At 62.2% G+C, this 13057-nt stretch carries 12 protein-coding genes; 9 read left to right on the forward strand and 3 right to left on the reverse strand.

The features are described 5' to 3' along the window. Window positions 1-158 precede the first annotated feature (158 nt). The 9 genes from rpoH (at window position 159) to O987_RS22735 (ending at window position 9497) form a co-directional block, all read left to right on the forward strand. Window positions 159-1103 (forward strand): RNA polymerase sigma factor RpoH, encoded by a 945-nt coding sequence (rpoH, locus tag O987_RS22695; protein WP_029158804.1) that lies wholly within the window; start codon window positions 159-161, stop codon window positions 1101-1103. A gap of 142 nt (window positions 1104-1245) precedes the next feature. Beyond that, window positions 1246-2244, forward strand: a complete 999-nt coding sequence (locus O987_RS22700) for a Bug family tripartite tricarboxylate transporter substrate binding protein (protein ID WP_019044186.1) — start codon at window positions 1246-1248, stop codon at window positions 2242-2244. 250 nt (window positions 2245-2494) lie between these two features. Then, the gene (locus O987_RS22705) at window positions 2495-3238 is read left to right on the forward strand and encodes a sterol desaturase family protein (RefSeq protein WP_003051822.1); all 744 of its coding nucleotides are present in this window, start codon (window positions 2495-2497) and stop codon (window positions 3236-3238) included. Further along, entirely contained in the window at window positions 3239-4159 is a 921-nt protein-coding gene (locus tag O987_RS22710) for a fatty acid desaturase (RefSeq protein WP_019044187.1), read from the forward strand. 17 nt (window positions 4160-4176) lie between these two features. Further along, entirely contained in the window at window positions 4177-6111 is a 1935-nt protein-coding gene (locus O987_RS22715; protein ID WP_043374937.1) for a StlD/DarB family beta-ketosynthase, read from the forward strand. Window positions 6112-6142: 31 nt separating this feature from the next. Further along, window positions 6143-7081 (forward strand): DUF6999 family protein, encoded by a 939-nt coding sequence (locus O987_RS22720; protein WP_043374940.1) that lies wholly within the window; start codon window positions 6143-6145, stop codon window positions 7079-7081. Window positions 7082-7084: 3 nt separating this feature from the next. Beyond that, window positions 7085-7726 (forward strand): DMP19 family protein, encoded by a 642-nt coding sequence (locus O987_RS22725; protein WP_043374942.1) that lies wholly within the window; start codon window positions 7085-7087, stop codon window positions 7724-7726. Beyond that, window positions 7723-8313 (forward strand): immunity 22 family protein, encoded by a 591-nt coding sequence (locus O987_RS22730; RefSeq protein WP_043374944.1) that lies wholly within the window; start codon window positions 7723-7725, stop codon window positions 8311-8313. Before O987_RS22725 ends, O987_RS22730 begins: the two co-directional genes overlap by 4 nt. Before the next feature lie 29 nt (window positions 8314-8342). Further along, on the forward strand, window positions 8343-9497 hold the full coding sequence (locus O987_RS22735) for a hypothetical protein (RefSeq protein WP_043374946.1): 1155 nt from the start codon (window positions 8343-8345) through the stop codon (window positions 9495-9497). Between the two features lie 14 nt (window positions 9498-9511). Here the strand turns inward: O987_RS22735 and O987_RS22740 are convergent, their stop codons facing one another. The 3 genes from O987_RS22740 to cyoE form a co-directional block, all read right to left on the reverse strand. Continuing rightward, window positions 9512-11284 carry a putative bifunctional diguanylate cyclase/phosphodiesterase gene (locus O987_RS22740; RefSeq protein WP_029158805.1) on the reverse strand — a complete coding sequence of 591 codons (1773 nt, stop codon included), beginning with the start codon at window positions 11282-11284 and terminating at the stop codon, window positions 9512-9514. A 236-nt stretch (window positions 11285-11520) separates the two neighbouring features. Beyond that, complete coding sequence (locus O987_RS22745) at window positions 11521-12126, reverse strand: SCO family protein (RefSeq protein ID WP_019044193.1); 606 nt, start codon at window positions 12124-12126, stop codon at window positions 11521-11523. A gap of 6 nt (window positions 12127-12132) precedes the next feature. Further along, entirely contained in the window at window positions 12133-13056 is a 924-nt protein-coding gene (gene cyoE, locus O987_RS22750; RefSeq protein WP_050872466.1) for a heme o synthase, read from the reverse strand. Window position 13057: the final 1 nt, after the last annotated feature.

The raw sequence follows: 13057 nt of genomic DNA on the forward strand, positions 1-13057 counted from the left end.
GAAAAGACAGAGATCGAAGGGAATGTAAGAAATTCTCCATGAATCGCTACAAACCGCCAGCGCCATCAGAAAACCAACAAAAGCTGTGGGAACTTTGTCTTTAGCACTCTCTCTAACGGAGTGCTAATATGAAGATCATGGAAGAAAGGAAACCTGCAATGAAAACTGCCTCCGGCTCCATTGCTACTGCCTTGGCGCCCGCGAACCCCTGGGCGCTGGTACCTCCGCTGGGCAACCTGGATGCCTATATCTCGGCGGTCAATCGTATGCCAATGCTCACCCTTGAGGAAGAGCAGGACTACGCTCGCAAGCTCAAAGAACACAATGATCTGGACGCCGCCGGGCGTCTGGTGATGTCTCACCTGCGTCTGGTCGTCTCCATCTCGCGCCAGTACCTGGGCTATGGCCTGCCTCACGGCGACCTGATTCAGGAAGGCAATGTGGGCCTGATGAAGGCTGTCAAACGCTTCGACCCCGATCAGGGTGTGCGTCTGGTCAGCTACGCCATGCACTGGATCAAGGCGGAAATCCACGAATACATTCTGAAGAACTGGCGCATGGTCAAGGTCGCCACGACCAAGGCCCAGCGCAAGCTGTTCTTCAATCTGCGCTCGATGAAGCATGAGCTGAAGTCCGATGCCGCCATGGCCGACGATGAACTGGCCCTGCGCGAAACCCTGACCTCGAACGAAATTGACGCTGTCGCTGCCAAGCTCAACGTCAAGCGCGAGGAAGTCATCGAGATGGAAACCCGTCTGGCCGGCGGCGATGTGCTGCTGGATCCTTCTCCCAGCGACGACGGAGAGCAGGCCTTCGGCCCCATCGCCTACCTGGCCGACGCCAGCCACGAGCCTACCGCCATGCTTGAATCGCGTCAGCGCGATCATCTGGCGACCGATGGTCTGGTCATGGCCCTGGAGGGCCTGGATGACCGCAGCCGCCGCATCGTTGAAGAGCGCTGGCTCAAGGTCAATGACGACGGCTCCGGCGGCATGACGCTGCATGAGCTGGCTGCCGAATATGGCGTGAGCGCCGAGCGCATTCGCCAGATTGAAGTAGCCGCCATGAAAAAGATGAAAAAAGCGCTGGCCGAGTTTGCGTAAACGCCAACTTGCGCACCAGGGCCTTAAAAGGCTGAAATGTTGAACCTCAAACCCGGATAATTTCCGGGTTTTTTATTTTTCGGAATCGATGCATGTTTTCATGCACAGCGATCACCCATCAAAAATTCAAAAGAGACCTGCCATGCCTATTCGCACTTCGCAAATTCTGAAGAATCTGTCCCGCCGCAGCCTGATTGCTGCAGGCGTCACCATGATGGCGACTGCCATGGCTCCAGCCGCCATGGCGGCTGACAACTGGCCCGACAAGCCCCTGCACCTGATCGTGGGATTCCCCGCCGGCTCCTCGCCCGATCTGAGCGCGCGCGCACTGGCCGAGCCTCTGGAAAAAAAGCTGGGCCAGACCATCATTGTGGAAAACCGTGTGGGTGCAGGCGGCAATATCGCCGGTGAATACGTGGCCAAGGCCGACGGCTACACCTTCAGCGTGATGATCAACGGCAATATGACCATTGCCAAGATGCTCAACCCCGCTGTGCGCTATGACCCCATCAAGGATCTGCAGCCCGTGAGCCTGATCGGCGTGGCGCCGCTGGTGCTGGTGGCCCCGTCATCGGCCCCGCAAGGCAAGGCCTTCATGGAAGCGGCCGCCAAGGCTGGCGACAAATGGAGCTATGGCTCTCCCGGCGTCGGCACCGTGGGCCACCTGGGCATGGAATTGCTCAAGAGCCGATCGGCCATCAAGGCCGTACATGTGCCCTATACCGGCTACCCACAGGTGTTCAACGGCATTCAGGGCGGCGATTTGAAGCTGTCCATGCTGCCTCCGGCACTGGCCATGGCGCAGATTCAGGCCGGCAAGCTGCATGGCATTGGCGTGACTTCTGCCGCACGCAGTCCGCTGGCTCCCGGCCTGCCCAGCCTCAAGGAACTCGGCGTCAACAACTTCGACCTGGAAATCTGGAACGCAGTGGCAGCGCCCAAGTCCATGCCCAAGGCCCATGTGGACAAGCTGGCGGCAGCCGTCAGCGAGATCGTGCGCACGCCAGAAATGCGCCAGAAGCTGTCCATGCAAGGCTGGCAAGCCGTGGGCAGTTCGCCCGAAGGCCTGAGCAACCGCATCCAGCAGGATGTGAAGGCCCTTGGCACCATCATTCGCGAGCAGGGCATCACGGCACAGTAAACACGCCCCCCTGAGCCGCTTTGCGGCTTCCCCCGAAGGGGGACGACAGCCTCGCTGCGCGGCGGCGCTTGCTCGCTGTCACGCAGATGACGTGCGCCAGTTTTGCTCCATCCCACACGCTGAAGCTACTCCGGGTATCAACGAGAGCTACCGCAGCGTCCTTTATCATGCGCCCGACAGGCATGGGTTTACGCTATGCCGTCGGGCGCATTGTTGTTTCTGGAGCAGCGCCACCGCTTTTGGAGCCTTCATGGACGCTGGTACCTGGTTCACGCAGCTCAATGCCTGGCAAGTCATGGCCTTGGGTCTGGTTTTTTTCGGGGGTATTTATCTGCTGGGCGGCCTGCTCATGGCGGCACTGACAGCGGCCCTCGCGCGCGCGGGCACAGGCAGACCGCTCGACACGCGCCCGCTCAAGCCCGAGCAGCTAAAGCGTGAATGGCGCCAGTCCTTTCATTCCATACTGATCTTCGGCATCGGCATGATCGTTCCCTGGGGTCTGCTGCAGCTGGGCTGGGCCCAGCTCTCGCCCACGGCCAGCGCCGGACGCATTGCGCTGGAGATCTTTGCCTTGCTGATCTGGAACGATGTGCACTTCTGGATCAACCACCGCCTGCTGCACACGCGCCGCCTGGTGCGCTATCACGGCGACCATCATCGCTCCGTGGTGACCACGCCCTGGTCCACCTACAGCTTCCACCCCATCGAAGCTCTGATGCTGGGCAACATCATCTTGCTGCCCATGCTGGTGCATGACTTCTACTTCTGGTCGCTGGCCTCGGTACCAGTGCTGAGTCTGATCCTGAATCTGATCGGCCATTCCAACTATGATTTTTTCCCCGAGGTCTCCGACACGCACCCGCTGGCTGCCAGCCGCCGTCACCATCTGCACCACGCACGCCCCGCCGGCAACTATGGCTTTGCTCTGGCCTTCATGGACCAGATCATGGGAACGCGGGTCACGGACAGCGCTCCCCAAGGCCCTCGTCGCTGAATGAACAGGCGCCGCTATCCCGCCCTGCGTCATTGGCGCGACTGGCAATCCGTCCTCTACATGCTGCTGCTGCCGCTGCTGGTATGGTGGCAATGGACGCAGGGCTTCAGCTTCATTCTCTACGGCGTCGAGCTGTTTCTGACCCTGGGTGTGGGCGTGATCCACCACAACCACACCCATGCGCGCATGTGGCGGGGGCGCCGGACCAACCGCCTGACCGATTACTGGCTGACCTTGCTTCAAGGCCATCCCACCTTTGTGTTCTGGCCCGCTCATGTGGCCAACCACCACCGCTTTCGCCACGGACCGCGCGATCTGGCGCGCACCTACCGGCCCGAATGGGGTGGCGATACCAACCATCTGTGGGGCTACCTGATTCACCCGGTGCAGGCGGCTTTCGTGCTGTATCCGCTGTTCTTTCGGTGGCTGAACAATCTGCGTCTTCACTGGCCCGGAGCCTTTCGCTACTGCATGGGGCAATACCTGTTGTGGCTGGGCAGTTGGGGCTTTTTTCTCTGGCTGGACTGGCAGAAGGCCCTGATTTTCATCATCGTTCCCCAGTTGCACGGCCTGCACTGGCTGCTGGCCACCAACTATCTTCAACATGCCCACGCCGATGGAAGGCCGCTGACCAGAGCACAGCGCAATACTCCGGGTATCGAGCTGAACTACGCGCGCAACTTTGAAGGCCTGGTCAACCCCCTGCTTTTTAATATTGGCCTGCACACCGCGCACCATGAATGCCCGCATGCCCATTGGTCCGAGCTCAGCGGACTGCATGAGCGCATTTACCGCCAACGGGTCACTCCCGCATTGAACGAAGGTGGCCTGCTGCCTTATATGGGACGCGTGTTTGTATTGGGTCTGGTCTGGCCCGCGGCAAGAACCGAGCCGCAGATGCCGCCCGACGCTGTGAAGTAAAAACCTGTTGAGGATCTATGCCCGTCGCCTATTCCAAGGTCTATCTGCAATCTGCCGGCATGTTTCTGCCTGGCGCCCCGGTGGACAACGCTGGCATGGATGCGTTTGTCGCACCGCTGAACCGCATCTCCGAGCGCATCAAGCGCCGCATCCTGGCCGAGAACGGCATCCAGACCCGCCACTACGCCATTGATGGTGAAGGCCAGACTGTCTTCAGCAACGCCCGCATGGCGGCCGGCGCGATCGAGGAGACCCTGGCCCTGGCTGGCAAAAAGCTCTCCGACATCGGCTTTCTGTCCAGTGGCTCCTCGGGGGGCGATGCACTGATGCCCGGCTTTGCCAGCATGATTCAGGGCGAGATGGCCGCCCCGCCCATGGAAACGCTGTCCGTGCATGGAGTTTGCGCCGCCAGTGTGGGTGCCATGCAAGCTGCAGCCATGGCCGTGGAAAGCGGCGCCCATGCGCTGGCCCTGTCGGTGGCCAGCGAAATGCCTTCGCGTCTGTTCAAGCGTTCACGCTTTGCGGCCCAGGGCTATGACACCGACTTTGACGCCCACTTTCTGCGCTGGATGCTGTCCGACGGCGCAGGCGCCGTGTTGCTGGGCGGCCCCAAGGCCCTGCCTCAGGCCAACGGGCTGCGCCTCAAGCTCAGGTGGACGCACCAGCGCAGCTTTGCCGGCGACTACCCCGTGTGCATGCAGCTGGGCATGACGGCCGATCGCGGCAAAAGCCATCTGGACTTCCCTGCCTGGAGCGATGCCGAGGCCGCAGGCGCTCTGGCACTGCGCCAGGACATTCGCCTGCTGCCGCATCTGTTCGATGTCTGCATTCACGAATATGCAGCCCTGGCCCACCAGGGCTGGGTGCCCGAACGCGGCATCGACCACTTTCTCTGCCACTACTCGTCGGAGCGCTTCATTCCCGTGGTCGACGAGTTGCTGGGCAAGGCCCAGCTCAGCATTCCACGCGAGCGCTGGTGGAGCAATCTGGCCTGGCGCGGCAACACGGGTGCCGCCTCCATCTTCATCATGCTGTCGGAGTTTCTGCAAAAACAGGGCCAGCACCTGAAAGCCGGCGACACCGTACTGTGCTTCATCCCCGAGTCGGGCCGTTTCACCGCAGGCTACATGCTATGGGAAGTAGAGCTTGATACGCATACGCAGAAAGCGATTGATGTCAATTTCCCTCAAAAATCCGTGCAGACTCCGGCGCAAGCCGATGATGCGCTTCCAGATGTTTCGGGCATCGCAGCACCGCATGACCCGGCCACCGCTCCAGCGCAGTTGGCGCCGCTGCTGACCGAGCTGGCCAGCATCTGGCAGGACTACCGCAGCAATGTCTGGCGCACTCCCCTGCTGCAGCGCATGCGCACGCGCCGGTTGCAGATCACCGACTATCTGCGCTGGATGAGCCACTGGATTCCCCAGGTGCGCGAAGGCAGTCTGTGGATGCGAGAAGGCGCGGCCTCGCTGACCGGAGACTACGCCACGCTGGCCTCGCTGATCGACCTGCATGCAGGTGAGGAGCAGAACGACTTCAAGATTCTGCACAGCGACTATCTGAAGGCCGGCGGCACCGAGACCGACATCAACCGACTGCGCCGCAACCCCGGCGGCGAAGCGCTCAATGCCTATCTGCACAGCCTGGCTGCCACGCCCAACCCGGTCGGCCTGCTGGGCGCCATCTACATCATCGAAGGCACGGGTCAGCGCATCGTTCCGAGCCTGCTGCCCCTGCTGCGCCAGAGCCTGCCGCTGCCGCCCGATGCCTTCCGCTTTCTCGAGTACCACGGCGCCAACGACGAGAACCATCTGGAGCGCTGGCTGCTGGCCGTGCAGATGGCACTGGAGCTGGACAGCGAAGGCACGGCCCAGCAGGCCATACTGCAGACCGCACGCAACACCGCAGCCATGTACCTGATGCAGTTTCAGCATGTGCTGACCGAGCGCTAAACAGAAACAGCAAGAAGCACCGCGAGGAGCCATGAAGAACGAATTCAACGACCATGTCTGGGACGAGCGCGACCCCAGTCCCTGGCTGGCGCTCTACCTCGACCAGAGCACGCCTTTGCCCGATGACGTCAAGGCCGCCTGGCTGCGCGACTGCAGCAGCAGCTCGCGCCAGTTCTTTCTGCCCGCCATGCGGCCGCTGGCGCGGCTTTCCATGATCATCATTCAGGCGCTGAAGATCTTTCTGCCCAAGCGCTGGTCGCACTCCATGCTGCTGCACCGCCTGCTGGCCTTCGGTATGAAGAAATTTCTCTCTCCGGAGGCCAACTGGCTCATCATGCGCCACTTTCATCTGGGCTCCCAGGTACTGGCCTTCGTCGCAGCCAATGCCCCGACCAAGGTCAGCACCGCACCCTTGATGCCCATGGAAATCGACGATGTGAAGGACGAGCTGTTTCTCAAGCACGACCTCAACCTCTTCAACTTCGTGATCCGCCTGAACAAGGCACTGCGCGAGAACGGGCAGGAGCTGGTGCCCGTGGCCGAGCCCGACTTCTCCATGATCCGCGAGCCCAATCTCAGGCTCGAAGACATGCCGCGCGGGCGCTTCAACGTCATCGATCTGCAAAGCGCCATCGAGCTCTACACGCCCATCTACCAGTTGCTGCTGACCGACAACGACTTCTGGCGCGCCAGCAACTCGCTACAGCTCGACGAAACCGTTGCCATCTACTGCGCCAAGATCCTGGCCTCGCCCGAGCATCTGGTGCTGCTCAACAACAAGCATCCCATGGTGCCGCTTTCCACCCTGTATGCAGCCTACCGTCTGGTGCTGCACGGCCTCTCCACCGAGATGCTGCACTCGCTGCTGACACGCATGGCCAACGGCGAGCACCCCATTCCCGCGCGCGAGCTGGCCAAGATGCACCGGGCCGCCGAGACGGTGATGGATCAGACCGCCGCACAAAGCTGAACCATGGACCCACGAAGCAACCGCATCACAGGCGTTCGCATCGACGAGCAGACCATCTGGCTTGCACTCGCGGATGGACGTGAACTGGCCGAGCCCATCAAACGGCATATCCGCCTGAAAAGCGCCGCGCCCGAGCAAAGGCTGCACTGGGTTCTGACCGATGAGGATCACGGTCTGAACTGGCCGGCACTGTGGCAGCCCTCTGCAGCGGGCATGGTCAGCGTCTGGGACCTGGATCAGGACAGTCTCTACAACCAGGCTATGGGCGCGCTGCTCGCCGCCCAATGGGACATCACCCGGATATCCCGTCTCCAGCATGAGCTGGTGGCTCTGTGGCGCATGGAAGCCGATATCAACAACGGCGGCTTTCTGCAGTTTCTGGGCAACTGGGGGCTGGCCAACCATCGGCTCAGCCTGGAGGCTCTGCAGGCCATAGGCGCGCCCATCACGCGCCAGTGTCTGCAGGACATGTTTGCGGTGCTCAAGCGCTTCCAGGAGGAGCCAGAAAATGTGGACTACTCCGATCTGCCTGCACTGCTGACGGATGCCGAGCATGAGCAGTTGCAGGAGCTGGAAGAAGCCTTCTGGGACTACCCGGAGCCCCTGAACAAGCTGGTGGTCATGCACTACGGACCCGCCCAATGAAATCTGAAAACAAATCCGGCAAGACCTATTCGCTGGCGTTTCGCAAGGCTCTGGTGGACGAAGCGCTGAACCGCACACCCGGCGGCGGCTTTCCGGAACTGGAAAAGCGCCACCGCCTCAAGCCCGGAACCCTGTTCGGCTGGGTCGAGGAGCTGGGTCCGACACCGCCGCCCGCGCCTTTTTCCGCACTGCATTTCTGGATCGGCAACACGCCGCTGGGCGAGGCGGAGTTTGGCCGCTACTTCGACTATGCAGACAGCTACTGGGAGCTGGAAGTCGAAGGTATCGAAAGCAGCCGCGAAGATGTCACGGGCTGCGGCTTCTGCCGGGATCTGGGCAGGAAGTTTCTGTTCGACGAAGACCTGCTGCTGATGATCTGGCTGCCCGAGCCTGTTCCTGTCGCCGCCTTGGTGCGCCACAGCACTCTCGACTCCGACGCATCCCTCGCGCTCATCGTGCAGGCCTGCGAGGCACGGGGCATTGAGACTGCCAACGCCATGTTTGTCTATGCCGACCCCACCGAGCCAATCACCGAGCCGGACAAGCTCTACAACGGATTGCGCTACATAGGCCTTTTTGACGACTGACGCAGTTTCGACGTTTTTTCATCTTCTTCATGCACGACTTTATTGCCGAGATTTCGCAGCAATGGCTGCAGCTGCCGGATTGCCGGGCCGAACACCAGGACGTGGCCAGAACACGCGTTACCAGCGGCGTGGTAGCCGGCTGCATGGAAGTCGAGTTTTTTGTGCACCGCAATGGCAACGGTGCCTTCTCGGCCACCCGCTATGAGGAGGCCATGCAGCTTGGCGCCGAGCACAGGCTGCATGCCTGGATCACGCTGCGCGATGCTGCCACAGAGGCCATCCACCATGAAGTCAGCTGCAACCCCGGGCGCTTTGCACAGCTGCTGCACGAATGGCGCACTGCACCTGATGCGGCACCGGCGCAAGTCACCATCCGGACCACGGCCTTCACTCCATCTCTTGCGGAGACTGCAGCCCGTGCCCCGTCAATGGGTCAGGATCTGAACCTCGGCCTGCTGGACCAGCTCGCGGATTCCCAGCAGGCGCTTGAACGGCTCAAGGCCGATGTATCCGCTGTCGACCTCATGCGCCTGCTTCAATCCTGGCCGCGCGATGATCGCGGGCGACTGGCGGCACGCACCACCGCCGTGCTCGCGGCCTATGGCCCCGCCAGCCGCAAGCGCCAGCCCTGCCTGCTGGCTCGATCGGTGATGCAGTCAAATATGCCCGGCTGGCAATTGCTTCTATCGTCCGAATTTCTCTACAACTGCCGCCATCAATGGAGCGATGCCCGCTGGCTATGGTCGTCAGCAGACGCCCCCAAGGACGCCGCGCTGGAGCGCAAGGCACGCCAGCTGATGGCGCAGGGCAGGATCAGCGAGGCCTGCGCACTGTATGGCGTCGAGCTGCACGAGCGCGTGCGAAGACTGTCCGCAGGCCAGTCATTCCAGCGCTTCTCGCCCGTGCCAGAGCCTTGGGTGCAAGAGCTGCAAGCGGCGCTTCTGCAACTGGCACCATGGCGTCTCACAGCCGGGCTGCAGCGCATACAGGAGCATCTGAGTCAGGCCAACCGCAAGCCGCCCAAGCCCGGCAGCTGGGAGCGCAAGCTGTTCTGGTTTTCGGGTCAGCGGCAGCAGGCACGCTGGGGCCCCGGTGTGCGCCTCGACAAGCAGGGCAAGCCGGTACTGGACCTGATCGTCACCGCATCCAACGAGCATTTTCCCGAGCCTGACTGGAAGCAGTAGCCACACTCTTTGCGTCACGCCGCCAGCCAGTCCCGCACCTGCTCGGCAGGCATGGCGCGCGAATGCAGCCAACCCTGGAAAAACTCGCAGCCGATATCGCGCAGCAGCTGCAGCTGATCGGCCTCTTCGACGCCTTCGGCCACCACCTCCAGATCCAGTGCATGGGCCATATGCACAATGCCACCCATCAACCTGTCACGGCTGGGCGAGGGAAACAGGAATTCCCGCCCCAGCTTGACGCGCTGCAGCGGCAAATACTGCAGATAGGCCAGTGAAGAATGGCCGGTGCCGAAATCATCCAGTGCAATCGTCACCCCCAGCCGCGCCAGCCCCTGCAGCACCTCACACCCCTGATCGGGATTGATCATGGCCTGGGACTCGGTCACCTCCAGCTCCAGCCATTGCGGCGGCACCTGATAGCGCTGCAGACAGCTTCTGACCTGCTCGACCAGATTCACCTGCCGCAGCTGATAGGCAGAGAGATTGACCGCCACCCGCAACGGCGTACCAGCCTTGAGCCACAGGGCGATCTGCTTGCAGGCGGCGTCCAGCACATAGTTGCCCAGAGCCACGATCTGGCCCGAAGCCTCGGCCACCGGAATAAAGCGCGCCGGACTGACATTGCCCAGCAGCGGATCATGCCAGCGCAGCAAGGCCTCCACCGCCACCACCGTGGCGCCCTCGACCTTGACCTGGGGTTGGTAATGCAGCTGCAGGCCACCATAGCTGAGCGCCATGCGCAAGCGCTCGGCCAGTTGCACACGCTCGGCCATTTCCTTGCCCATGCCGGGTTCGAAAAACACCGCGTGGCCGCGTCCCTGGGCCTTGGCGCTGTACATGGCCATATCGGCGAAGCGCATCAGGTCGTCGCCGGTCTGCGCATTGTCGGGATAGAGGGCAATGCCCACGCTGGCACCGAAATCCAGTGCCAGCCCGTCGTGCCTGAAGGGGATGGAGAGCGCCGCCAGTATCTGCTCGCTCCAGAACCGGGCTCGGGTCGCGTTCTCGCCCACCAGCAGCACCATGAATTCGTCACCCCCCAGGCGCGCCAGAGTGCCTTCGCTGCGCAACTGGGACTTCAGCCGCCTGGCGACCTCTCTCAGCAGTTGATCACCAGCGGCATGTCCGTAGCCGTCGTTGATGGCCTTGAAATTGTCGAGATCCAGCTGCAGCAGGGCCAGGGCCTCGCCCCCGGCCTGCGCCAGCTTGAGCTGCTCCTGCAGCTCCTGGCCGAACTGCCAGCGATTGTTGAGTCCGGTCAAGGTGTCCTTGGTGGCCTGGAACTTCAGGCGCTGCTGCATCTGATGCAGCTCGGTCACATCGCGCACAAAGGCAATCGCCAGGCCTTTGTCGTCATCCCCGAAATAGCCCAGGGCAATGTCCACCGGCACGGCATTGCCCTGCTTGCGCTGCAGCCACAGCACGCCGCCCAGACCCATGGGCCGGCGCGATGGCCGGGAAAAATAGCTGTTCAGATACTGGCCATGCCCTGCCTGAAACTCGGGCGGCAGCAGCATGTCCAGCATCCGGCCTTCGAGCTCGTCGCGCTCATAGCCGGAGATGGCCAGCATGGCGGCGTTGGCCGTCACCATCTTCCCGTCACGTTCCACCAGCAAAATGCCGTCGGGCGCGGCGTCCAGCGCCTGGCGCTCGCGCCGGCTCAACATGACGGAAAGACTCACCCCCTCCTGCCGGGCCGACATGGCTAGTCCCAAACGGCGCTGGCAATCCGCCAGCGCCAGTTCAGACACGGGTTTGAGCATCGAGGAAAAAGGGCACTCGGCCATACGCAAGCTCCAGACATCCACTCTGGCGTTCCTGCGTGCAGCCACTCTCCATGCCGCATCCACGGCCTGCATGCCCGGCTTCCGGAAGCCGGATCGAGCCTTGCCAAGTGTTTGAAGGCGCCCACTATGCGCGCGGCATCACGGGCTCCCCTTGCGCTATATCAAACACCAACATGTAACAACAGATTTCAAGAAACTCCGGCACCCGTGGCCCATGCGGCCCTGGGTGCTTTGCTTCAGCCCAGCAGTGCCTTGACGTCCTGGGTCAGCAGCTGCGGTCCCGCGCCATAGCGCTCGTACACGCGCAAGCGGCCCTGGGGATCGAAAAGATAGGTGCCAGCCGAATGGTCCAGGGTGTAGGTGCCTTCGACCTTGCCTGGCACCTTCTTGAAGAAGATCTTGAAGTCCTTGGCCACGGCTGCAATTTCGTCGGCCGTACCGCTCAGCCCCACAAAGCTCTCGTCGAAGTTGGCCAGATAGGCCTTGAGCACCTCCGGTGTGTCACGCTCGGGGTCCAGCGAGACAAACACGGCCTGCAGCTTGTCGCCATCGGCGCCCAGCGCCTGCTTGACCTCAAGCAGTTCCTGCAGCGTGGTGGGGCAGACATCGGGGCACTGGGTGTAGCCGAAGAACACGGCCACCACCTTGCCCGAGAAGTCCTTGAGGCTGCGCTTCTTTCCGTCGACATCGGTCAGCGGAATGTCCTTGGCGTAGTCTGCGCCCGTCACATCCACGCCCTGAAATTTGGGCTTGCTATCGTCCTTGCAGGCGGTCAGTGCGAATGCGGCCGTGCAGGCCAGTGTTGCGGCGCCCATCGCGCGCAGCGCAGCTCGTTTATCCATGGTCGGTCAGGCTAGGTAGTGATCCACCAGCAGCGCGGCAAACAGCAGGCTCAGGTGGATCAGTGAAAAGCGGAAGGTCTTGCGTGCCAGCGCATCCGAGTAGTTGCGCAGCAGTGCCCAACCATAACCGCAAAAGCCCAACCCCAGAATCACTGCGGCAAAAAGGTAGAGATAGCCGCTCATGCCCACCACAAAAGGCAGCAGACAGCCGGCAAACAGCACCAGGGTATAGAGAAACACTTGCAGCCGCGTGAAGGCATTGCCATGCGTGACCGGCAGCATGGGCAGACCTGCGCGGCGGTAGTCCTCCACGCGGTACAGCGCCAGCGCCCAGAAATGCGGCGGCGTCCAGAGGAAGATGATGAGAAACAGCAGCAAGGCCTCATGGCCGACCTGTCCAGTCATCGCCGCCCAGCCCAGCACGGGCGGCATGGCGCCCGATGCCCCGCCGATGACGATGTTCTGCGGCGTCAGGGGCTTGAGCACCAGGGTGTAGATCACGGCGTAGCCGATGAAGGTGGCCAGCGTCAGCCACAACGTGAGCACATTCACCGCCAGCAGCAAGACGGCGGAACCTGCGGCGCACAGCAAGGCCGAAAACAGCAGGGCCTGGGAATGCGAGAGCTCGCCGCGCGCCGTGGGCCGCCAGGCCGTGCGCTTCATGCGCGCATCGATACTGCGCTCGACCAGGCAGTTGAACGCCGCTGCCGCCGCGGCCACCAGCCAGATGCCTGTGCAGGCCGCCAGCATGCGGCCCCAGTCCTGCCAGCTGGGAACGCCAGGCACAGCCAGCACCATGCCGATGAAGGCGCAGAAGACGATGAGCTGCACCACCTTGGGCTTGGTCAGCGCGTGGTACTGCGCCCAGCGCGAGGAAGCCGCCATGGCGTCTGGAACAACCACTTTCAACTCCGAGATGTCTGCCTGCATG

The organism is Comamonas testosteroni TK102, from assembly GCF_000739375.1.
GTDB classification, from domain to species: domain Bacteria; phylum Pseudomonadota; class Gammaproteobacteria; order Burkholderiales; family Burkholderiaceae_C; genus Comamonas; species Comamonas brasiliensis.